Here is a 21,834-nt window from a genome sequence, read left to right on the forward strand (position 1 = left end):
ACGGCCTTGCCGGGGCGGGCGCGTAAATGAGCGGCCAGGTATTGCTGGAAATTTCGGGTTCGTTCGCGGCGGTCACGCTGTCGCATCCAGGCAAGTTCAACGCCATGTCGCGCGCGATGTGGTGCGAGCTGCGCGCCGCTTTTGAGGCCATCCAGCAGCGCCGCGATGTGCACTGCGTGCTGGTCCGGGGTGACAGCGGCCACTTTTGCGCGGGCGGCGATATTTCCGAATATGCAGGTTTCCGCTTCGAGCAAGCCAGCCTGCGCGACTTCCATGAAAACGATGTCTGGGGCGGCCTGCAGGCGATGCTCGATTGCGACGTGCCCATCCTTGCGCAGATCGAGGGCAACTGCATGGGCGCCGGCGTCGAGATTGCCAGTTGCTGCGACATCCGCATGGCCGCCGACAGCGCCCGCTTTGGCGCGCCGATTGCCCGGCTGGGCTTTCCGATGGCGCCGCGCGAGGCGGCGCTGGTGATGCGCGCCGTGGGCGAGCTGACGGCGCGCGAGATGCTGCTGTCGGCCGCCGTGCTGGACGCGGCCGAGATGAAGCAGCGCGGCTTTCTGAACCAGGTGCTTGCGGCCGACGCGCTGGACGCTGCGGTGCAGGAGCGCATCCACCGCATCCGGCAACTTGCGCCGCAGGCCGCGCGCCTGAATAAAGCATCGTTTCGGGCTCTTGCGCATGTCCCGCCTGCGCAAGCAGCTATAGATTTAATAGTGACTGCGTATGATTACGCGGATTCTGGCGAGCACCGTGAAGGCATAGGTGCCTTCATGGAAAAGCGTCCTCCGGCGTTCAGGCCATGAACGGCTGCATTCCCCATTTTTGACATTTTTGAATCCCATGATCAACCACAACCTGTTTGCCGCGCTGCGGGCTGCCTTTCCTGACGCGCTGGACGAAGTCGCCATTGAAACCGGCGACGGCCTGCTGTATTCATGGCGCGACCTGGAGCACGGCAGCGCCATGATGGCCAATCTGCTGCAGTCGCTTAACCTGCCCAAAGGCGCCCGCATTGCCGTGCAGGTCGAGAAATCGGTCGAGGCCATGGTGCTGTACCTGGCCACTTTGCGCGCAGGCTATGTGTTTTTGCCGCTGAACACCGCCTACCAGAGCCTTGAGATCGAGTATTTCATCGGCAATGCCGAGCCGTCGGTGGTGGTCTGCAGCAGCGCCAATTTCGGCTGGGTCAGCAAGATCGCCTTCAAGGCCGGCACGCAACATGTCTTCACGCTGGACGACGACCGCACCGGCTCGCTGTTAGAGCGCGCCGCGCATTGCAGCGACCAGCATGAAGTGGTGGTCAAGCAGCCGGACGACATGGCCGCGATTTTGTACACCAGCGGCACGACAGGACGCAGCAAGGGGGCGATGCTGTCGCACGGCAACCTGCTCAGCAATGCGCGGGTGCTGCAGGATTACTGGGGCTGGAAACAAGGCGATGTGCTGATCCACGCGCTGCCGATTTTCCATGTCCACGGCCTGTTCATCGCCATTCACGGCGCGCTCATCAACGGCAGCAAGATGATCTGGCTGGCCAAGTTCGATCCGAAAAAGGTCATTGAAAAACTGCCGCAAGCGACCGTGTTCATGGGCGTGCCGACGCTGTATGTGCGGCTGCTGGCCGAGCCCGGCCTGACGGTTGATGCCTGCCGCAGCATGCGCCTGTTTATCGCCGGGTCGGCGCCGCTGTTGATCGAAACCTTCCGCGAGTGGCAGGCGCGCACCGGCCACACCATCCTGGAGCGCTACGGCATGTCCGAAACCGCCATGCTGACCTCCAACCCGTACCAGGGCGGCGAGCGGCGCGGCGGCACGGTCGGCTTTGCGCTGCCGGGCGTGAGCCTGCGGGTGGTGGGCGATGACGGCCAGGGCCTGCCGGCCGGCGAGATCGGCAACATCCAGGTCAAGGGGCCGAATGTCTTTTCGGGCTACTGGCGCATGCCCGAAAAAACCGCCGAAGAGTTCACCGCCGACGGCTATTTCAAGACCGGCGACGTCGGCAAAATTGACGCGGACGGCTACATCACCATCGTCGGGCGCAGCAAGGATTTGATCATCAGCGGCGGCTACAACGTCTATCCGGCCGAGATCGAAGGCTATATCAACGAGTTGCCCGGCGTGGCCGAAAGCGCGGTGGTCGGCGTGCCGCACCCGGACTTTGGCGAAGTCGGCGTGGCCGTGGTGATTGCCAAGCCCGGTGCCACGCCCGACGGGGCGCGGATCGTCGCCACGCTCAAGTCAAACCTGGCCAATTTCAAGGTGCCCAAGCAATGCTTCGTGGTCAGCGAGTTGCCGCGCAACACCATGGGCAAGGTGCAGAAAAACGTCTTGCGCGAGCAGTACAAGGCGCTGTTTGCCTGAACGAACTCAAGGCAGCGGCGCAGCCTGTTCGGGCTTCAGTTTGGAGTTACCGCGTTCGGGCAGGGTGGCCAGTACCACGCCGGTCAGCGCAATCGCAAAAGCGCCGACTTGCGTGCCGTTCAGGTGCTCGCCCAGCACCAGCACGCCGACCGCCGCCGCGCTGACCGGCAGCATCACGGTGAACACGCCGGCCTGATTGGCGGGAATGGTTTTCAGGCCGGTCATCCACAGCCACACCGTCCAGACGCTCGCAGCCAGTGCATAAAACACCAGCAGCAGCCAGCTGGCCGGCGCCACCCCGGCAAAGTCAAAACCCCAGGCCATCCACAGCCCCAGCGGCGTGACCAGCGCAAAGCCCCACAGGTTGATCAGCGCCGTGATGCGTTTGGGGCCGAGCACGCCGGTCAGCTTCTTGCCGATCACCGCATACGCCGCCTCGCACAGCACCGCGCCCACCAGCAGCAGATTGCCCAGCCAGGCATTTTTCGAAGACAAATCGGCCTCTTGCGCACTATCCATATGCATGGACAGCTCATTTTTTGATAGCGAAACGAGAGCGATGCCGAGTACCGCGCAGGCCACGGCGGCCCACACGCGTCCGCTGATGCGCTCGCGCAGAAACAGCCAGCTCAGCAGCGCCACCGTGGCCGGAATGGCCGCCATGATGACGCCGGCGGCCACCGCGCTGGTCAGGCTCACGCCAAACAGCATGCAGATCGAAAACAGGAAGTTGCCCAGAAACGACTCCAGGAACAGCAGCCGGCGGGTCTGCGAACTCATTGGCGCTTCATGAGCCGGTTTTTTCAGCCAGTGCGCCATCGCCAGCCCGCCAATGCCAAAGCGCAGCCAGGCCAGCAAAAATACCGGCAGGGCAGCCACCAGCGGCTTGGACAGGGCGACATAACTGCCGACCAGCGACATGCTCAGCGCCAGGCAGGCATAGGCAATCCAGGGGGAAGCGGGGCGGTGTGGCACGTGGGAAGCTCCGGGGCGGGGCAGGAAAAGAAGTGGTTTTCCTGCGGGAAAATAAAGTGGACCCAGCCAGGGCCGGCCGGCCGGGTTATGTTCGGATCAGTTTACCGGAGGACTTTTTTCATGAGCCTGGGTCAGTTCGCCAAGCCTTTGCCCCCAAGCGCCTGAAGCATGCTGCTCCAGTCCGACACTCAGCTGGGCCGCCAGAGCTATTACGAAGCCAGTGTGCTGCGCGAGCCGCCGCTGCCGCCGCTGCAAGAGGCCGTGGATGCGGACGTGCTGGTGGTCGGCGCCGGCTTTGCCGGACTGTCGGCGGCGCTGGAGCTGGCCGAACGCGGCCTGCGCGTGGTGGTGCTGGAGGCCGGCCGCATTTGCAGCGGCGCGTCGGGGCGCAACGGCGGGCACGCCCTCGTCGGCTATGCCGGCGGCCAGGCGCCTTTCGAGCAGCAACTGGGCAAGGAAGTGGCGCGCCAGGCCTGGGCCATGTCGCTCGAAGCCATTGCCCTGATGGACGAACGCATCGCCCGGCACGGCATCGCCTGCGACCGGGTGAAAGGCTATCTGACCGTGGCCGATTCGGCGCGCAAGGCCAGGGCGCTGGCGGCCGAGGTCGAGGCGCTGGAGCGCGACTACGGCTTTCATTGCGAACTCGCCACCGGGGCCGGCGTGGGCCGTTTCATCGACAGCCCGCGCTACCGCGCCGCCGCTTTCGAGGCCACCTCCGGCCATCTGCATCCGCTCAAATACGGCTTGGGATTGGCGCAAGCCGCTCGCGCGCTGGGCGTGCAAATCTTCGAGCATTCCGCCGTCACGTCGCTCAGGCGCGGCCCGGTGGTCGAGGCCGCCACCGCGCAGGGCCGGGTGCGCGCGCCCTTTGCCGTGCTGGCGGGCAACTGCATGCTGGGCGAACATGGCCCGAAAGTCGCGCCGGAAATCGGCTCGCGCATCATGCCGGTCGGCACCTACATGATTGCCACCGGGCCGCTCGACCCGGCCCTGTGCGCCCGGCTGCTTCCCGGCAACGCGGCGGCCTGCGACAACAACTTCGTGCTCGACTATTTCCGCTTCAGCGCCGACCACCGCCTGCTGTTTGGCGGGCGGGTCAGCTATTCGACCGGCACGCCGCGCAACCTGCAGGTGGCGATGCGCCAGCGCATGGTGGCGGTGTTCCCGGCGCTGCGGGGCGCGGCGGTGGAGTTTGTCTGGGGCGGTTTTGTCGATATCAGCATGAACCGGGCGCCGGACTTTGGGCGCCTTGGCGGCAATCTGTATTACCTGCAGGGCTTCAGCGGCCACGGCGTCGCCGCGACCGGGCTGGGCGGGCGGCTGGTGGCTGAAGCCATTGCCGGGCAGGCCGGGCGTTTCGATGTGTTTGCCCGCCTCAAGCACGCACCGTTTCCGGGCGGGCTGTGGCTGCGAACACCCAGTCTGGTGCTGGGCATGGCGTATCACCGGCTGCGGGACTGGCTCTGATGCGGGTCAAAACTGTGCCGCGCAGGCCTTCAGCTGGTCGGGGGCGAACTGGTAAAGGGTCTGGGTGTCCACGCCGTGGGAACCTAGTCGCCTGGAAAACCTGACAGTGGGCTTGTTCCAGTCGAGGCAGCCCCATTCGAGTTGCTGGCAGCCCCGGTCAAGCGCCAGCCGGGCCATGAACGCCATCATGGCCTTGCCCGGCCCCTTGAAGCGCAAGGTTTCATCGATCAGGAAGCCGTCGATATGAAGCCCCGATTGCCCGGTGAAGGCCGACGAGGTCTGGTAAAAATAGACCAGCCCGACCGTCTGGCCGCCGTGAATGCCAAAAACCGCCTCTCCTTTTTTGTCGCTCAGAAGCCGGCGTATGCCTTCTTCGGTGGCGGTGATTTTGCCGGCCATCTTTTTCCTGGAGGCGCCGAGCTTTTCCATCAGGCTCACCACCAGGCCGGCATCGTCAGGGGTGGCGAAGCGCAGCATGAATTTCGGGTCTTGGGTCAGGATGATGTTCATTTTTATGGCCTTGCCTTGATGGTTCCTACAAATACGCGGTCCGGCGCGCCCTTGCCGTCAGGGGACAGCCAAGCCAGCCGCATGAATCAAATATCGTACCAAGGGCAAGGTTCCCGTTCCCCGGGAGTCTGCTGATTCAGGCTTCCATGCACTATCAAAATAATAGCTGCATTCGCCCATTCAGCATGCGCAAAAGCCTGATTTTCCTTAAAAACCGGCCTTCCAGCGCCGGATTTCCTCCTGGATCAGCCGCGCCAGCACCGGCGCGCCCTGCATGATGCCGGCTAGGGGCGCGTAGCCGTAGCCGATGACCAGTCCGCGCGCGTCGCGCCGCTGCAGGCAGTAGCCCGACAGCGGGCGCACCAGCAGGCCGTGTTCGGCGATGCGGCGGGCCAGCGCCTGGTCGTCCAGCGTGGGCGGCAGGCGCACGCACAGATGCAGTCCCTGTTCCGCGCCGGAGATGAAGGCGTGCTCGCCCAGGCAGGGCTTCAGGCCTTCGAGCAGGCTTTGCCGCCGCAGCGCGTAGCTCACGCGCGACTTGCGCAGCGCCGCCGTGAAATGCCCCATCTCGATGAACTCGGACAGCGCGGCCTGCAGCGGCATCTGGCCGGGCCGGTTCAGGTCGTAGTGGGCCTGGCGGAACGCAGCGATAAGCGACTTGGGCACCACCAGGTAGCCCAGCTTCAGGCCGGGGTAGAGCACCTTGGAGAACGTGCCCATGTAGAGCACCCGCTCGTCCTTGTCCAGGCCGGCCAGCGACGAGACCGGCGGGCCGCTGAAACGGAATTCGCTGTCGTAGTCATCCTCCAGAATCCAGGCGCCGTGCCGCCGGGCGGTGGCCAGCAGCAGCCGGCGCCGGGCCAGCGACATGACCGCGCCGGTCGGGTACTGGTGCGACGGCGTGACGTAGATCAGCCGGGGCGGCGCGGCTTCGTTGGCGGCGCCGGGTACCATGCCTTCGCCATCGACGGCCACCGGATGCAGCTTGAGGCCGCCGGCCGTCAGGGCCTTGATGGCGCCCCAGTAGGCCGGGTCTTCGATCCACAGCGTATCGCCATGGTCGGCCAGCAACTGCGCGCACAGGGCAATCGACTGCTGCGTGCCGGCGGTGATGATGACCTGGTCGGCATCGAGCTGCACGCTGCGAAACACCCGCAGGTAATCGGCGACGGCCCGGCGCAGCGGGGCATGGCCGCCAGCGCCGCTGTAGTCCAGCATCTCGGGGTAGCTCATGCGCCAGTGCTTGTTTTGCAGCCGCTGCCACAGCGCCACTGGAAAGGCGCTGAAATCGGGAATGCCGGCGGTGAAGGGTTGCACCTCCAGCTGGTCGGCGGTGTAGCAGCTGGTCAGGGTTTCACCGCGCCGCGACAGGTGCGGGCGCTGCGCGGCCAGCCGCGCGCGGGGCTTGGGGGCGGCCTTGGGGCAGTTGTCGCTGACATAGGTGCCGCTGCCGACGCGGCTGACCAGGTAGCCTTCGACCGTCAGCTGGTTCAGCGCGGTGATGACGGTGTTGCGCGACAGGCCCAGGCCGCGTGCCAGGTCGCGGCTGGAATCCAGCCGTTCACCGGCCTGCAGATAGCCCTCCAGCATGACACGCCGCAGCGCTTCGTACAGCTGCCGGTGCAGCGGCAGTTCGCTGGCGGCGCGCAGGCGGGACAGTTCGGAAAGCAGGAATTCGGACAGCATGAGGCCTTGAGTCGGTCGTGGAGCCCATGGCTCAGGCAAGGACTGCCCCCTTGTGGCAAAGTGGCACCATCGCCAGGCGCTAAATGGCACCTATTGTGACCCAATCACGCTTCATGATGAGCTTCTGGCACCGGCCAGGGACTCCACCACAATCAACGCAATCAACGCGCCGCAGCATGTCGATTCCTTCACAAGCATTTCCCCAGGCCCTGGTGTGGCTGCCGGCCGACCACCGGCTTGTGGGAAAGGCCGGGCATCAATCGCCCTTCCTGGTGCTGGGCGACAAATATGCCCGCGCCGTCAAGGAGTGCGCCGGTGCGCAGCCGGTGCTGTTTCCGCTGGCCGATGTGGCCCAGATACCGGCGCTCTTGGGGCTGGTCGATGGCGTCTTGCTGACAGGCTCGCCCTCGAACGTGCATCCGTCCCATTTCGGCGAAGAAGTGGCCGACCCCCGTTTGCCGCTGGACCCGCAGCGCGATGCGCTCACGCTGGCGCTGGTGCGCGCCTGCCACGCGTCTGGCGTGCCGCTGCTGGGAATCTGCCGGGGCTTCCAGGAAATCAATGTGGCCCTGGGCGGCTCGCTGGAGCAAAGCGTGCATGCGCGGGAAGGGCACTTCGATCACCGTGACCCCGAAGGCGTCAGCCTGGACGAGGCTTACGGGCCGGCGCATGAAGTCCGGTTTGTGCCGGGCAGCGCTTTTGCGGACTGGGCCGGCGCTGACAGCGCGCAGGTCAATTCACTGCACGGCCAGGGCATTGCCCGGCTGGCCAGCGGCCTGCGCGCCCTGGGTCATTCGCCCGACGGCCTGATTGAAGCATTTGAGATCGAGGGCGCCGCCGCGTTTGCCTATGCGGTGCAATGGCATCCCGAGTGGAATTGCCAGGACAACCCTTTTTACAGTGCCATCCTGGCGGCCTTTGGCCAGGCCTGCCAGCGCCGCCATGCAGGCCGAACCCGACAGCAAGGGGCACCCGCCGCCTGAATTCAACTTCATTCAAACCACCGACATGCGTCGACAACAGGAGCGCGCCATGAGTTTCAACATGAGCATGAGCAAGGCATCGACCTTCACCGACCTTGAAAACTGGCTGAACGAACGCAGGGTCACCGAAGTGGAGTGCCTGGTGCCCGACCTGACCGGCGTGGCCCGGGGCAAGATTTTGCCGCGCGGCAAGTTCACCGAAGACCGGGGCATGCGCCTGCCCGAAGCGGTGGTGGCCATGGGCGTGACGGGCGAGTTCCCGGAGAGCGGCCCGTATTACGACGTCATCAGCCCGACCGACAAGGACATGCACCTGCGGCCCGACCCGTCCACCGTGCGGATTGTTCCGTGGGCCTCGAACCCGACCGCGCAGGTCATCCACGACTGCTTTGATCCGGCTGGCAAACTGATCCCTTTTGCGCCCCGCAGCGTGCTGCGCCGCGTCTGCGAACTGTATGAAGCCGAAGGCCTGGTGCCGGTGGTGGCGCCGGAGCTGGAGTTCTACCTGGTGGCCCGCAACACCGACCCCAACACCCTGCTGCGCCCGCCGATCGGTCGCAGCGGGCGGGCCGAAACCTCCCGGCAGGCCTACAGCATTGACGCGGTGAACGAGTTTGACCCGCTGTTCGAGGACATCTACGACTACTGCGAAAAGATGGAACTCAATGTCGATACCCTGATCCATGAGGTCGGTGCAGGGCAGATGGAGATCAATTTTTTCCATGCCCATCCGCTGGGCCTGGCCGACGAGGTGTTTTTCTTCAAGCGAACGGTGCGTGAAGCGGCCCTGCGCCACAACATGTATGCCACCTTCATGGCCAAGCCGATTGCCGGCGAGCCCGGCAGCGCGATGCATGTGCACCAGAGCATCCTCAGCAAGGAAACCGGCCTGAACATCTTCAGCAACCCGGATGGCAGCGAGTCGGAGGCTTTCTTTCATTACATCGGTGGCCTGCAGCGCTACATTCCGGCGGCCATGGCCCTGGTGGCGCCGTATGTCAACAGCTACCGGCGGCTGTCGCGCGACACGGCGGCGCCCATCAACATTGCCTGGGGCCATGACAACCGCACGGTGGGCATTCGCTCGCCGATTGCCACGCCGCAGGCCCGCCGGGTTGAAAACCGGGTGATCGGCGCCGACGCCAATCCGTATGTGGCCCTGGCGATGACGCTGGCCTGCGGCTACCTGGGCATCAAGAACAAGATCAAGCCCAAGCCGGAGATGAAGGGCGATGCCTACCTGTCGCCCTATTCGCTGCCGCGCAGCCTGGGCGAGGCGCTGGACTGGCTGCGGCGCGAGTCCGACCTGCACGAGGTGCTGGGCCGCGAATTTGTCACCGTGTATTCCGAGATCAAGGAAATGGAGTTTGCCGAGTTCATGAAGGTGATTTCGCCCTGGGAGCGTGAACACCTGCTGCTGCTGGTGTGAGCCGCAACTCCCGAATCAATCCACACAACCCTGGAACCGCACCATGAACACCGTTGTTGACACCGCCCTGATCCAGGCCCTGGACCGCGAGCATTTCCTGCATCCTTTCACCGACTTCAAGGACCTGGCGACGCGCGGCGCGCGGGTGATCACCAAGGCCGAGAACATCTATGTCTGGGATTCCGAGGGCCACAAGATACTCGATGCGATGAGCGGCCTGTGGTGCGTCAATGTCGGCTACGGGCGCGAGGAACTGGCCAGCGCCGCCTACCGGCAGATGATGACGCTGCCCTACTACAACAGCTTTTTCCAGACCACCAATGTGCCGGCGGTGCAACTGGCCGCAAAGCTGGCGGCGCTGGCGCCCGAGGTTGGCGGGCGCCGCTTCAAGCATGTGTTTTATTCGAGCAGCGGCTCCGAGAGCAACGACTCGAATGTGCGCATGGTGCGCCGCTACTGGGATTTGCTGGGCCAGCCGCAGCGCAAAGTCATCATCAGCCGCCACAACGCCTACCACGGCAGCACCATGGCCGGGGCTTCGCTGGGCGGCATGAGCGGCATGCATGCGCAGGGCGACCTGCCGATTCCGAACATCACCCATATCAAGCAGCCGTATTTTTACGAACTCGGCCAGCCGGGCGAGACTTGCGCCGAATTCGGTTTGCGCGCCGCCCGCTGGCTGGAAGAGAAAATCATTGAAACCGGCCCGGACAAGGTGGCGGCCTTCATCGCCGAGCCGGTGCAGGGCGCGGGCGGCGTCATCATTCCGCCCGACAGCTACTGGCCCGAGATCCAGCGCATCGTCGATAAATACGGCATCTTGCTGATCAGTGACGAAGTGATTTGCGCCTTTGGCCGGCTGGGTTACTGGTTCGCCTATGAGAAATTCGGCTACCGGCCCGACCTGATCACTTTTGCCAAGGGCGTGACCAGCGGCTACATTCCGCTGGGCGGCGTCATGGTCGGCGACCGGGTGGCCAAGGTGCTGATCGAGCAGGGCGGCGAGTTCAACCACGGCTACACCTACAGCGGCCATCCGGTCGCCTGCGCCGTGGCCCTGGCCAACCTGGATCTGATGGAAAAGGAAAACCTGCCCGGGCGGGTGCGTGACGACATCGGCCCTTATCTGGCCCGGCGCTTCACCGAACTGGGCGAGCATCCGCTGGTGGGGCTGGCCGAGACCTGCGGCTTCATGGCCGGGCTGGTGCTGGTCAGGAACAAGGCGACGCAGGAAGCGTTCAAGCCCGAACTGGGCGTGGGCATGCTATGCCGTGGCCACTGCTTCCGGCTGGGGCTGATCATGCGGGCAGTGGGCGACCGCATGATCATTGCACCGCCGCTGGTCATGACGCACGAACAAATCGACGAAATGATCGCGCTGATTCGCCGTTGTCTGGATGCCACCCTGGCCGATTTGCAGGCGGCCGGTCATCTGGATTGAATAGAATAATTGTTGCAATTCGGCGGGCTCTGACGGGTCCGGATATTGCTTCGTCAACGGGGTGCATGACGGCCAGTTGCGGCGCCTGCCCCGTCCATTTTTCACCTATCTCCCTGGAGTGAGTTTCACCATGAAAAAACTTGTACTGGTTACGGCGATGTCGGCAATCCTGCTGGCTGCCTGCGGCAAAAAAGAGGAGCCCGTGGCGGTCGCTCCCACGCCCGCGCCCGTGGCATCAGCCCCGGCGCTACCGGTCAATGCCGAGGAGAAGGTGCTCAACATCTACAACTGGCCCGACTACGTTCCGGAAGGCATGATTGCCGCCTTTGAAAAGGAAAGCGGCATCAAGGTCAATTACGACACCTTTGAAACCAACGAAGCCCTGCACGCCAAGCTGGTGGCGGGCAACACCGGCTATGACATCGTGGTGCCGGGCACGGTGTTCGCCAAGCCGCAGATCGAAGGCGGGCTGCTGCAGCCGCTGGACAAGTCCAAGATTCCCAACCTGGCCAACCTGGACCCGGCCATCATGAAAACCCTGACCAAGGCCGACCCGGACAACAAGTACCTGGTGCCCTGGGCCTGGGGTTTCACCACCGTCGGCATCAACAAGACCAAGGTCGAGAAAGCCCTGGCCGGCCTGCCCATGCCCGACAACGCCTGGGATCTGGTGTTCAACCCGAAGTACACATCCAAGCTCAAGTCCTGCGGCATTGCCTACCTCGACTCGCCGACCGAAATCATTCCGGTGGCGCTGCATTACGTCGGCAAGGATGCCTACTCCAACGATCCGGCTGACTACAAGGCAGCCACCGAGATGCTGTCCAAGGTCCGCAAGGATGTGCGCCTGTTCAGCTCCACCATGATTGACGATGTGGCCGGCGGCAAGGCCTGCGTGGCGGTTGGCTGGTCGGGCGACATCAACATCGCAGCCGGCCGCGCCAAGGAAAATGGCTCCAAGGATGTGATCGAGGCCTTGCTGCCCAGCACCGGCGCGCTGATCTTCTTTGACACCATGGCCCTGACCAAGGATGCCAAGCATCCGAACAATGCCCAGGCCTTCATCGACTTCTACCTGCGCCCCGCGAATGCCGCGCTCATGACCAACAGCATGAACTACCCCACGGGCAACAAGGCCGCCATTCCCGACATCAAGCCCGAGATTTCCGGCAACAAGACCATCTTTGTCGATCCGGACTACTTCAGCAAGATGATTCCCCCGAACAGCTTTACCAACGAAGCCCGTGAAGCCATGGCCAATGCCTACAACAGCTTCAAAAAAGGCAAGTGACCTTCTGTCCTGAGTGAATCCGGGCTGTTTATACCGAGGGTATGAACAGCCCTTTTAGTTTCTGAAGTACGAATGCAGGGGTTGATACATGGCGGACAAGGATGCAAAAGACGGCTATCTGGTCACCGAGAAACTGGTCAAGCGCTTTGACGAAGCGCTGGCGGTGGACGAGGTGTCGCTGTCCGTGGGCCGGGGCGAGATTTTTGCGCTGCTGGGCAGCTCGGGCTGCGGCAAATCGACCCTGCTGCGCATGCTGGCAGGGTTCGAGAAGCCCACCTCGGGCCGCATCCTGCTGGGCGGCCAGGACGTGGCCGGCCTGCAGCCCTACGACCGGCCGATCAACATGATGTTCCAGTCCTATGCCCTGTTTCCGCATCTCGACATCTGGGAAAACGTGGCCTTTGGCCTGAAGCGCGAAGGGCTGCCCAAGGCCGAGATCAAGCAGCGCGTGGGGGAAATGCTGGACCTGGTGCAACTCGGTCCCTATGCCAAACGCAAGCCGCACCAGCTCTCGGGCGGCCAGCAGCAGCGGGTGGCGCTGGCGCGCAGCCTGGCCAAGCGGCCCAAGTTGCTGCTGCTTGATGAGCCGCTGGGTGCGCTGGACAAGAAACTGCGCGAACAGACCCAGTTCGAACTGGTCAATATCATCGAGAAAGTCGGCGTGACCTGCGTCATGGTGACCCACGACCAGGAGGAAGCCATGACCATGGCCGGTCGCATCGCGGTCATGAGCAAGGGCCGAGTCTTGCAGGTCGGCACGCCCGAAGAGGTGTATGAGCATCCCGCCAACCGCTTCGTGGCGGACTTCATTGGCAATGTGAACATGTTCGAGGGGCGGCTCAGCGTGGACGAGCCCGACCGCTGCGCCGCCGTCACCGGCATCGGAGAAATCCAGGTGGGCCATGGGGTCAGCGGCACGCTGAACATGCCGCTGGCGATTGCCGTGCGGCCCGAGAAAATCGAGATCAGCAAACAGCGGCCGGCAGTTAGCCGCAATGTCTTTGCCGGCAAGGTCAAGGAAATTGCCTATTTCGGCTCCTACAACACCTACATCGTGGTGGCCAGCGATGGCTCCCGGGTCAGGATCACCGAAGCCAACACCTCGCGCGAAGATATCAGCGGCATCACCTGGGAAGACAGCGTCTTTTTCTGGTGGGGCGACCGCGCCGGTATTGTCCTGCGCGATTAAAAAAACAAGGAGCGACATGGCCGCATCGACCCTTCCCACGCCGGGCAAACGCTTCGTGATTGGCGTTCCCTACGTCTGGCTGATCGTGTTTTTCTTTTTGCCCTTCTTGATCTTGCTCTACATCAGCTTTGTGGACATGGGCAACGACATCAATCCGTTCAAACCGATCTGGGACTCGCAAACCGGCCTGCTCAAGCTCAAGTACGAAAACTACTGGTCGATTTTCCGCAGCGGCGAGGGCGGACCAATGTTCCAGACCTTGTACGTCGAGGCCTACCTGCGGTCCCTCTGGTACGCGCTGTGCACCGCCTTGCTGTGCCTGGCGGTCGGCTATCCGTTTGCCTACTTCATCGCGCGCTCGTCGCCCAGCGTGCGGCCCGCGCTGCTGATGATGGTGATGCTGCCGTTCTGGACCTCGTTCCTGCTGCGCGTCTATGCCTGGAAAGGCATTCTGGCGGACCAGGGCGTGCTGAACCGGGCACTGATGTTTTTGGGGTTCACGTCCGAACCCATCCAGTTGCTTTACACCGATGTGTCGATGCTGGTCGGCATGACCTATGTGTACCTGCCCTTCATGGTGCTGCCGCTCTACGCCAATCTGGTGAAGATGGATTTCCGGCTGCTCGAAGCGGCCCATGACCTGGGTGCTTCGCCGTTCAAGGCCTTCTGGCTGGTCACCGTTCCGCTGTCCCGGGCGGGCATCATCGCGGGCTTCATGCTGGTGTTCATTCCGTCGGTGGGCGAGTTCGTGATCCCCTCGCTGCTGGGCGGCCCGGAAAACATCATGATCGGCCGGGTGGTCTGGGATGAAATGTTCACCAGCAACAACTGGCCCCGGGCCACGGCGCTGGCGGTGGTCATGATTGCGCTGATCGTGGTTCCGCTGGCGATTTATTACCACTACACCGGCGATGCGGCCGAGGCGGCAAAGTAGGAACCGGTCCATGAAAAATTTTCTGGAAAAGCATTTTGGCAAGCTGTGGCTGGTGATGGTGTACCTGTTTTTGTACCTGCCGCTGATCTTCATGATCGTTTTTTCGTTCAACAGCACCCGGCAGGATGCCGAATTCACCGGCTTTTCGTTGCGCTGGTATGAGGCACTGACCCGCGACACCAAGATTGTTGAAGGCTTTTGGCTGTCGCTGAAGGTGGCGACCGTCTCCGGTCTGCTGTCGGCCATGCTGGGCACGTTTTCGGCCTTTGTGCTGGTGCGCTACCGGCGCTTCGGCGGGCGTACGATTTTCTCGGGCATGGTCAATGCGCCTTTGGTGATGCCGGAGGTGGTCATCGGCCTGTCGCTGTTGCTGCTGATGGTCGGCGCGCAAAATTTCCTGGGCTGGCCACAGCGCGGCATGCTGACCATCATCTTCGGCCACACCCTGCTGGGCATGGCTTACGCCATGGTGGTTGTGCAGTCGCGGCTGCTGGAGGTGAATCGTTCGATTGAAGAGGCGGCGATGGACCTGGGCGCGCGGCCGCACCAGGTGTTTTTCCTGATCACGCTGCCCAACATCTTCCAGTCCATCCTGGCGGCTTTCTTGCTGTCCTTCACCCTGTCGTTCGATGATGTGGTGATTGCCGAATTCCTGTCCGGCCCGGGCGTCAATACCCTGCCGCAGGTGATTTTTGGCTATGCGCGGCGCGGCATCAATCCGACCATCTATGCGGCGGCTACCTTGCTGATTGCCACGGTAACGATGGTCATCGTTGGCTACAGCGTCTGGGTGGCGAGGCAAACCCGCCAGCGTGAACGCGAGATTGCCGCCGCCACCCGGGCTGAACTGACGGCGCTAGGCGCCATCTGAGCGTTGGCCTCGCTGGTGACCATACCTGGGCGCTGGCGGGCAGGGTGGCTTCAGAAGTAATTTTTCCTGAAACGAAGTGAGCATGACTACTGCGACTGACCTGGCCTTCGACAGCCGTGCCTTTATCAACAGCGAGCGCGTTACCGCCAGGGATGGCCAGATTTTTGACATTCCTGCCCTGGTCGAAGCGCTTGAGGCGCAAGGCATCCACAGCTTGCTGGTGCAGTTCGCCGACATCCACGGCATTGCCAAGGGCAAGCTGGTTCCGCTCAAGCTGATGCGCGAATGGGTTGAAACTGGCGCCGGTTTTGCTGGCCCCAGTATCTGGGGAACCGGCCTGCCGCGCATGGGGGATCGCAGCGAGTATTACGGCCGGGTGCAGCCAGAAACCATCCGCCCGCTGCCTTTCATGCCCGGGGTTGCCCATGCCGTGTGCGATGGCTACGCCGGTGGCGAGGCGCTGCAAACTTGCTCACGGCAACTGCTCAAGCGGCAAATCGAGGCGCTGCGCCAGCGCGGCCTGACGCTCTGGGTGGGCATTGAGCCCGAGTTCTTCCTGCTGCGGCGTGGCGCCAATGGTCGCTGGCAGATTGCCGACGGCGCGGATGAGCTGTCCAAGCCGTCCTACGACCTGAAGGCCATCTATCGCCACCGGGAGTACCTGGATGACATGCGGCTGACATTGACGGCCTTGGGTTTCGATCTTCAGCAAATCGACCATGAAGACGCCAACGGCCAGTATGAAATCAATTACCGGTTCGACGAAGCGCTGGCGGCTGCTGACCGCTACATGCTGTTCAAGCTGGCCGCCCATGCCGTCGCCGACAAGCACGGCCTGACCTTCAGCTGCATGCCCAAGCCGATGGCCAATGCGCCGGGCAGCGGCCTGCATTTTCACTTGAGCCTGACCGACGAATCGGGCCGGGCGGCGATGGCCGATCCGTCCGGTGCGCTGGGCTTGAGCACAGCTGGCCACCAATTCGCCGCCGGCCTGCTGCACCATGCCGACGCACTGGCAGCACTGTGCGCGCCTACGGTCAACAGCTATAAACGGCTGGCATCGAGCGCCAGCGTTTCCGGAACAACCTGGTCACCCGTCTGGAAGAGCATGGGTGACAACAACCGCACCTGCCTGGTTCGCACCGTGGCAGGCCGCATCGAATGGCGCTTGCCCGACCCGTCCTGCAATATTTACGCCGCGCTGGCCGGAACCCTGGCGGCCGGCCTGGATGGCCTTGACAAAGGCCTGCCCGCCGTTGAGCCCTGCACCGAAGACCTTTACCTGCGCAAAGCCTCAGGCGCTTGCATGCCTGCAACCCTGCCGCGTGACCTGTCGCAGGCGCTGGATGCATTGGCCGGCAATGAGGTGCTGACCAAACGCCTCGGGCCGGCGTTCGTGGCCCAGTTCCTGGGTTGCAAGCGGGACGAGTGGGATGCTTTTAGCGCCCAGGTGTCGGATTGGGAATTGCAGCGCTATGCCAGTTTGTTCTGAGCTTGCCGTTATTTTTCATAAGTCGGTCATTTTTTTTATGATGTGAAATCAATGAAGAAATTTTCCGAGTGTGATAAATCACAATAAGGAGGCTAATTTCATATTGTGAAAAAACAATTTAAGTCATTGATTTTTAAGGATATAAATAGTCTTATATAAGACATAAGAGATGAGAAATGCCTTGTAGAAGACTTAAAATAAAAGCACTTTCTTTTCAACCATCGGAGTTCACCATGCCACAAAGCCTCACAGAACAACTCAGCCGCGACCAGCAAGCTGCCGCTCTGCAAAAAGACTGGGATACCAACCCCCGCTGGAAGGGCATCAAACGCGGTTACACCGCAGCCGAAGTCGTGCGTCTGCGCGGCTCGTTCCCCATTGAGCACACACTGGCCCGCCGCGGTGCTGAAAAGCTCTGGGATTTGCTGCACACCGAGGCGTACGTCAACTGCCTGGGTGCTTTGACCGGTGGTCAAGCCATGCAGCAGGTCAAGGCCGGCGTGAAGGCCATTTACCTGTCGGGCTGGCAAGTCGCCGCCGACAACAACGGCTACGCCGCCATGTACCCCGACCAGTCGCTGTACCCCGTGGATTCGGTGCCAAAAGTGGTCGAGCGCATCAACAACACCTTCCGCCGTGCCGATGAAATCCAGCACTCCAAGGGCATTGACGCCGGCGATGCAGGCTACATCGACAATTTCGCGCCCATCGTGGCCGATGCCGAAGCCGGTTTTGGCGGCGTGCTGAACGCGTTTGAACTGATGAAGGCCATGATCAATTCCGGTGCGGCCGGCGTGCATTGGGAAGACCAACTGGCCTCCGTCAAGAAGTGCGGCCACATGGGCGGCAAAGTGCTGGTGCCTACCGCCGAAGCCTGCCAAAAGCTGATCGCGGCTCGCATGGCTGCCGATGTTTGCGGCGTGCCTACCCTGGTGATTGCCCGTACCGACGCTGAAGCCGCCGACCTGCTGACCAGCGACTACGACGAAAACGACAAGCCATTCCTGACTGGCGAGCGTACCGCCGAAGGCTTCTACAAGACCAACAAGGGCATGGACCAGGCCATCTCCCGCGCCATCGCTTACGCTGAGTACGCTGACTTGGTGTGGTGCGAAACCGGCACGCCTGACCTCGAATTCGCGAAGAAATTCGCCGATGCCGTGCATGCGGTCCACCCCGGCAAGATGCTGGCTTACAACTGCTCGCCATCGTTCAACTGGAAGAAAAACCTGGACGATGCCACCATCGCCAAGTTCCAGAAAGAACTCGGCGCCATGGGTTACAAGTACCAGTTCATCACGCTGGCTGGCATCCACTCCATGTGGTACAACATGTTCGACTTGGCCCAGGACTACGTCGCGCGCGGCATGTCGGCTTACGTCGAGAAGGTGCAGGAGCCCGAATTCGCAGCCCGCGACCGTGGCTACACCTTTGTGTCCCACCAGCAGGAAGTCGGCACCGGCTACTTCGACGAAGTGACCACCGTGATCCAGGGCGGCAAGTCCAGCGTGACCGCGCTGACCGGCTCGACCGAAGAAGAGCAGTTCCACTGATCTGAGGAGGCAAGCCGGGCGGCGTAAAATTACGCCATTCCGGCTTCCAATTTCAAAGCGCGGCTTGGTCCGCGCTTTTTTATTTTTGTTTTTGAAAATCCATGATTCAAATCACGCTTCCTGACAGTTCCAAACGCGATTATTCTGGCCCAGTGACGGTGGCGGAGGTGGCTGCGTCCATTGGCACCGGCTTGGCCAAGGCGGCTCTTGGCGGCAAGGTCGATGGAAAGCTGGTTGATGCCAGCTTTCTCATCAGCCAGGACAGCGCGCTGTCGATCGTCACCGCCAAGGATGCGGAAGGCCTGGAGCTGATTCGCCACAGCGCTGCCCACTTGCTGGCTTACGCGGTCAAGGAGCTGTTTCCCGAGGCGCAGGTGACCATCGGGCCGGTGATTGAAAACGGGTTTTTCTACGATTTTTCCTACAAGCGGCCATTCACGCCAGAAGACTTGGTCGCCATCGAAAAGCGCATGGCCGAACTGGTGGCCAAGGATGAGCCTGTCACGCGCCGGGTCTTGCCGCGCGATGAGGCCGTAGCCTATTTCAAGAGCCTGGGCGAGCATTACAAGGCCGAGATCATCGCCAGCATTCCGGCCAACGAAGACGTTTCGCTGTACCGCGAAGGCAAGTTTGAGGATTTGTGCCGCGGCCCGCATGTGCCCAGCACCGGCAAGCTGAAATTCTTTAAGCTCATGAAAGTCGCCGGCGCCTACTGGCGGGGCGACCATCACAACGAGATGCTGCAACGCATCTACGGCACGGCCTGGGCCACGAAAGACGAGCTGCAGCAGTACCTGACGATGCTCGAAGAGGCGGATAAGCGCGATCACCGCAAGCTGGGCAAGGAACTGGACCTGTTCCATATTGATGACCATTCGCCGGGACTGGTGTTCTGGCATCCCAAGGGCTGGACGGTCTGGCAGGGCGTCGAGCAGTACATGCGCAAGGTCTATCAAAACAATGGCTACCAGGAAGTCAAGGGTCCGCAACTGCTGGACAAGACGCTGTGGGAAAAAACCGGCCACTGGGACAAGTACCGCGACAACATGTTCACCACCGAGAGCGAAAAGCGCGATTTTGCGCTCAAGCCGATGAACTGCCCCGGCCACATCCTGATTTTCAAGCAGGGCATCAAGAGCTACCGCGACTTGCCGCTGCGCTACGGCGAATTCGGCCAGTGCCACCGCAATGAGCCGACCGGCGGCCTGCACGGCATCATGCGCGTGCGCGGCTTCACGCAGGACGACGGGCATATCTTCTGCACCGAAGAGCAGATTTTGAAAGAGTGCGTTGACTACACAACGCTGCTGCAAAAGGTCTATACCGATTTCGGTTTCAAAAACATCATCTACAAGGTCGCTACGCGCCCTGAAGCCCGCATCGGCTCCGATGAAAGCTGGGACAAGGCCGAGCACGCGCTGATCGAAAGCCTGCGCGCATCGGGCTGCGAATTCGAAATTTCCCCGGGCGAGGGTGCATTTTACGGACCGAAGATTGAATACACGCTGAAAGATGCCATTGGCCGGCAGTGGCAGTGCGGCACGATTCAGGTCGATTTCTCGATGCCCGAGCGGCTGGATGCCGAATATGTCGGAGAGGACGGTGCGCGTCATCGTCCCGTCATGTTGCACCGCGCCATTGTCGGTAGCCTGGAGCGATTCATCGGAATTTTGATCGAGGAACATGCCGGCGCATTGCCCACCTGGCTCGCGCCAGAGCAGGTTTCCGTGCTCACAATCACCGATTCGCAGGCCGAATACGCTCGGAGAGTTGCTAAAACGCTGCAGAATCAAGGGCTTAGGGTTAATCTTGACCTGCGCAATGAGAAAATTACGTATAAAATACGTGAGCACTCGTTGCAAAAGCTGCCTTTTATCCTTGTTGTAGGCGACAAGGAAATGGCTGCAGGCGCAGTTTCAGTGCGTGCCCGGGGTAACAAAGACCTTGGCGTAATGTCCATTGACGCGTTTGCCGAGCGAATTGCTTCAGACATTGCACAAAAAGCCTGATTTTTATTAAATTTTTGATTGAATCGGGCTCATGTCCTTTATGGACGGGCGCAAGTAGCTATAGCTTTTATAGCAAATATTAAAGGATTCGCACCATCGCTACAGAATTTCGTGACCGCCGTCACCGTGAAGAACGCAAGCATCGCTTGAACCGTGAAATCATGGCCCCTGAAGTACGCCTGACCGGGCCGGACAATGAGCCTTTGGGCGTTGTCAGCCTCATGGAAGCGTTGCGTCTGGCCGGTGAAGCTGATGTGGACTTGGTAGAGATCTCGCCCACGGCCGTGCCGCCAGTGTGCAGGCTCATGGATTACGGCAAATTCAAATATGCCGAGCAGAAAAAAGCGGCGGAAGCGAAGTCCAAGCAAAAAGTGATCGAGGTTAAGGAAATCAAATTCCGTCCCGGCACTGATGATGGTGACTACAACATCAAACTGCGAAATATCAAGCGTTTTCTGGATGACGGCGACAAGTGCAAGATTACCCTGCGCTTTCGAGGTCGGGAAATTACTCACCAAGAGCTTGGTCTGGCCTTGCTGGCGCGGATTCGTGACGAACTGGCCGATTTGATCCTGGTGGAGCAGTTTCCCAAGCTTGAAGGCCGTCAGATGGTCATGATGATTGCGCCGGGCCGCAAGAAGGTTGCGTCCAAAGCCACTGCGGAAGCGGCGTCAGCGTCATCTTGAGGTTGTTATAAGTCAAGGGCTTGCTGGTTTTTAGCCGGCAGGTCGTGAAAGGGGGCGCTTAACCGTGTTCCTGCGAAGTCAGGCGACAAGCCGGATTTCCAGAAGTGATGGTCGCAAGACTGTTGCGTCAATGGCAAGCATCAAAGCCTGCCATTACAAGTGGCTCGGGGCCATCAAGCCTGCGAAAGTTTCGCAGCGCCTCACGAGCACAAATGAAAAGGAGCATTTATATGCCCAAAATGAAGACCAAGAGCGGCGCTAAAAAGCGTTTCCGCGTTCGTCCAGGTGGCACCGTCAAGCGCGGTCAAGCCTTCAAGCGTCACATCCTGACCAAGAAGACCACCAAAAATAAACGTCAACTGCGTGGTTCAGTCGCTGTTCATGAGACCAATATGGGTCACATGGCACAGATGCTGCCAGGCCGTGGCATTTAACCAACGACGAACAAGGAGTAATACATGCCTCGCGTCAAACGTGGTGTAACGGCTCGCGCCCGCCACAAAAAAGTTTTAGCCCTTGCAAAAGGTTTTCGCGGTCGCCGCGGTAACGTCTTCCGCATCGCCAAAGAAGCGGTAATGAAGGCTGGGCAATATGCCTACCGTGACCGTCGTAACAAGAAACGTGTGTTCCGCCGCCTCTGGATCGCCCGTATCAATGCTGCAAGTCGTTCATTTGGCCTGACCTACAGCCAGTTTGCCAATGGCCTGAAAAAAGCCGGTATCGAGATTGACCGCAAGGTGCTGTCCGATATGGCGATTCACGACAGCGCTGCATTCGGCGCTATCGTCGAGCAGGCGAAAGCCAAGCTGGTTGCCTGATTTTCAGGACAAAATGCTATTAAATAAATAGCTGCTTGCGCAAGAAAATAAAGGGCTGGAGCTTGAAAAGGCTCTGGCCCTTTTTCATGGCCTTTGGAGTAGCGTTGGTGTCATGGTCGTGTGGCCAAAA

The 21,834-nt window shown here is 61.4% G+C and carries 19 protein-coding genes; 16 read left to right on the forward strand and 3 right to left on the reverse strand.

Annotation, left to right across the window (positions count from 1 at the left end):
- Positions 1-26 precede the first annotated feature (26 nt).
- Positions 27-809 carry an enoyl-CoA hydratase/isomerase family protein gene (locus ABLV49_RS06555; protein WP_349280830.1) on the forward strand — a complete coding sequence of 261 codons (783 nt, stop codon included), beginning with the start codon at positions 27-29 and terminating at the stop codon, positions 807-809.
- A 37-nt stretch (positions 810-846) separates the two neighbouring features.
- Entirely contained in the window at positions 847-2,367 is a 1,521-nt protein-coding gene (locus ABLV49_RS06560) for a malonate--CoA ligase (RefSeq protein ID WP_349280831.1), read from the forward strand.
- A 6-nt stretch (positions 2,368-2,373) separates the two neighbouring features.
- Here the strand turns inward: ABLV49_RS06560 and ABLV49_RS06565 are convergent, their stop codons facing one another.
- The gene (locus tag ABLV49_RS06565) at positions 2,374-3,342 is read right to left on the reverse strand and encodes a DMT family transporter (protein ID WP_415837995.1); all 969 of its coding nucleotides are present in this window, start codon (positions 3,340-3,342) and stop codon (positions 2,374-2,376) included.
- Between the two features lie 168 nt (positions 3,343-3,510).
- Here ABLV49_RS06565 and ABLV49_RS06570 point away from each other — a divergent pair, with 168 nt between their 5' ends.
- Positions 3,511-4,812: an NAD(P)/FAD-dependent oxidoreductase gene (locus ABLV49_RS06570; protein ID WP_349280832.1), complete on the forward strand. Its 1,302-nt coding sequence runs from the start codon at positions 3,511-3,513 to the stop codon at positions 4,810-4,812.
- A gap of 6 nt (positions 4,813-4,818) precedes the next feature.
- On the opposite strand, the gene ABLV49_RS06575 is transcribed toward ABLV49_RS06570, so the two are convergent.
- Together ABLV49_RS06575 and ABLV49_RS06580 are read right to left on the reverse strand one after the other, a co-directional pair.
- Complete coding sequence (locus ABLV49_RS06575) at positions 4,819-5,322, reverse strand: GNAT family N-acetyltransferase (RefSeq protein WP_349280833.1); 504 nt, start codon at positions 5,320-5,322, stop codon at positions 4,819-4,821.
- 207 nt (positions 5,323-5,529) lie between these two features.
- Positions 5,530-7,008, reverse strand: a complete 1,479-nt coding sequence (locus ABLV49_RS06580; RefSeq protein WP_349280834.1) for a PLP-dependent aminotransferase family protein — start codon at positions 7,006-7,008, stop codon at positions 5,530-5,532.
- A 176-nt stretch (positions 7,009-7,184) separates the two neighbouring features.
- Between ABLV49_RS06580 and ABLV49_RS06585 the strand changes: the two genes are divergently transcribed.
- The 13 genes from ABLV49_RS06585 to rplT all read left to right on the forward strand — a co-directional run bounded on the left by ABLV49_RS06585 (position 7,185) and on the right by rplT (position 21,704).
- Positions 7,185-7,991 (forward strand): gamma-glutamyl-gamma-aminobutyrate hydrolase family protein, encoded by an 807-nt coding sequence (locus ABLV49_RS06585; RefSeq protein WP_349280835.1) that lies wholly within the window; start codon positions 7,185-7,187, stop codon positions 7,989-7,991.
- Between the two features lie 49 nt (positions 7,992-8,040).
- Positions 8,041-9,420 (forward strand): glutamine synthetase family protein, encoded by a 1,380-nt coding sequence (locus ABLV49_RS06590; protein ID WP_011802240.1) that lies wholly within the window; start codon positions 8,041-8,043, stop codon positions 9,418-9,420.
- A 43-nt stretch (positions 9,421-9,463) separates the two neighbouring features.
- Positions 9,464-10,861, forward strand: a complete 1,398-nt coding sequence (locus ABLV49_RS06595) for an aspartate aminotransferase family protein (protein ID WP_349280836.1) — start codon at positions 9,464-9,466, stop codon at positions 10,859-10,861.
- Positions 10,862-10,991: 130 nt separating this feature from the next.
- A complete protein-coding gene (locus tag ABLV49_RS06600) occupies positions 10,992-12,152 on the forward strand; it encodes an extracellular solute-binding protein (RefSeq protein WP_349280837.1) in 1,161 nt (386 codons plus the stop codon).
- Between the two features lie 88 nt (positions 12,153-12,240).
- Positions 12,241-13,341, forward strand: a complete 1,101-nt coding sequence (locus ABLV49_RS06605; protein ID WP_349280838.1) for an ABC transporter ATP-binding protein — start codon at positions 12,241-12,243, stop codon at positions 13,339-13,341.
- 16 nt (positions 13,342-13,357) lie between these two features.
- On the forward strand, positions 13,358-14,275 hold the full coding sequence (locus ABLV49_RS06610) for an ABC transporter permease (RefSeq protein ID WP_349280839.1): 918 nt from the start codon (positions 13,358-13,360) through the stop codon (positions 14,273-14,275).
- Positions 14,276-14,285: 10 nt separating this feature from the next.
- Positions 14,286-15,146, forward strand: coding sequence for an ABC transporter permease (locus ABLV49_RS06615; protein ID WP_349280840.1), 861 nt, complete (start codon positions 14,286-14,288; stop codon positions 15,144-15,146).
- An 82-nt stretch (positions 15,147-15,228) separates the two neighbouring features.
- Positions 15,229-16,638, forward strand: coding sequence for a type III glutamate--ammonia ligase (locus tag ABLV49_RS06620; protein ID WP_349280841.1), 1,410 nt, complete (start codon positions 15,229-15,231; stop codon positions 16,636-16,638).
- 233 nt (positions 16,639-16,871) lie between these two features.
- Entirely contained in the window at positions 16,872-18,191 is a 1,320-nt protein-coding gene (aceA, locus tag ABLV49_RS06625; protein ID WP_349280842.1) for an isocitrate lyase, read from the forward strand.
- Between the two features lie 101 nt (positions 18,192-18,292).
- On the forward strand, positions 18,293-20,200 hold the full coding sequence (gene thrS, locus ABLV49_RS06630; RefSeq protein ID WP_349280843.1) for a threonine--tRNA ligase: 1,908 nt from the start codon (positions 18,293-18,295) through the stop codon (positions 20,198-20,200).
- Positions 20,201-20,286: 86 nt separating this feature from the next.
- Positions 20,287-20,886 carry a translation initiation factor IF-3 gene (infC, locus tag ABLV49_RS06635; protein ID WP_349281636.1) on the forward strand — a complete coding sequence of 200 codons (600 nt, stop codon included), beginning with the start codon at positions 20,287-20,289 and terminating at the stop codon, positions 20,884-20,886.
- 230 nt (positions 20,887-21,116) lie between these two features.
- Positions 21,117-21,320 (forward strand): 50S ribosomal protein L35, encoded by a 204-nt coding sequence (rpmI, locus tag ABLV49_RS06640; RefSeq protein ID WP_011802230.1) that lies wholly within the window; start codon positions 21,117-21,119, stop codon positions 21,318-21,320.
- Positions 21,321-21,344: 24 nt separating this feature from the next.
- Positions 21,345-21,704, forward strand: coding sequence for a 50S ribosomal protein L20 (rplT, locus tag ABLV49_RS06645; RefSeq protein ID WP_011802229.1), 360 nt, complete (start codon positions 21,345-21,347; stop codon positions 21,702-21,704).
- Positions 21,705-21,834: the final 130 nt, after the last annotated feature.

The sequence above is a fragment of the Polaromonas hydrogenivorans genome (genome assembly GCF_040105105.1).
GTDB classification, from domain to species: Bacteria; Pseudomonadota; Gammaproteobacteria; order Burkholderiales; family Burkholderiaceae_C; genus Polaromonas; species Polaromonas hydrogenivorans.

Coding starts and splice junctions, on each gene's coding strand:
- ABLV49_RS06600 (WP_349280837.1), top strand. CDS start 10,992: ATGAAAAAACTTGTACTGGTTACGGCGATGTCGGCAATCCTGCTGGCT.
- rplT (WP_011802229.1), top strand. CDS start 21,345: ATGCCTCGCGTCAAACGTGGTGTAACGGCTCGCGCCCGCCACAAAAAA.
- rpmI (WP_011802230.1), top strand. CDS start 21,117: ATGCCCAAAATGAAGACCAAGAGCGGCGCTAAAAAGCGTTTCCGCGTT.
- thrS (WP_349280843.1), top strand. CDS start 18,293: ATGATTCAAATCACGCTTCCTGACAGTTCCAAACGCGATTATTCTGGC.
- ABLV49_RS06620 (WP_349280841.1), top strand. CDS start 15,229: ATGACTACTGCGACTGACCTGGCCTTCGACAGCCGTGCCTTTATCAAC.
- ABLV49_RS06580 (WP_349280834.1), bottom strand. CDS start 7,008: ATGCTGTCCGAATTCCTGCTTTCCGAACTGTCCCGCCTGCGCGCCGCC.
- ABLV49_RS06555 (WP_349280830.1), top strand. CDS start 27: ATGAGCGGCCAGGTATTGCTGGAAATTTCGGGTTCGTTCGCGGCGGTC.
- ABLV49_RS06570 (WP_349280832.1), top strand. CDS start 3,511: ATGCTGCTCCAGTCCGACACTCAGCTGGGCCGCCAGAGCTATTACGAA.
- ABLV49_RS06585 (WP_349280835.1), top strand. CDS start 7,185: ATGTCGATTCCTTCACAAGCATTTCCCCAGGCCCTGGTGTGGCTGCCG.
- ABLV49_RS06575 (WP_349280833.1), bottom strand. CDS start 5,322: ATGAACATCATCCTGACCCAAGACCCGAAATTCATGCTGCGCTTCGCC.
- aceA (WP_349280842.1), top strand. CDS start 16,872: ATGCCACAAAGCCTCACAGAACAACTCAGCCGCGACCAGCAAGCTGCC.
- ABLV49_RS06615 (WP_349280840.1), top strand. CDS start 14,286: ATGAAAAATTTTCTGGAAAAGCATTTTGGCAAGCTGTGGCTGGTGATG.
- ABLV49_RS06605 (WP_349280838.1), top strand. CDS start 12,241: ATGGCGGACAAGGATGCAAAAGACGGCTATCTGGTCACCGAGAAACTG.
- ABLV49_RS06560 (WP_349280831.1), top strand. CDS start 847: ATGATCAACCACAACCTGTTTGCCGCGCTGCGGGCTGCCTTTCCTGAC.
- ABLV49_RS06610 (WP_349280839.1), top strand. CDS start 13,358: ATGGCCGCATCGACCCTTCCCACGCCGGGCAAACGCTTCGTGATTGGC.
- ABLV49_RS06590 (WP_011802240.1), top strand. CDS start 8,041: ATGAGTTTCAACATGAGCATGAGCAAGGCATCGACCTTCACCGACCTT.
- ABLV49_RS06595 (WP_349280836.1), top strand. CDS start 9,464: ATGAACACCGTTGTTGACACCGCCCTGATCCAGGCCCTGGACCGCGAG.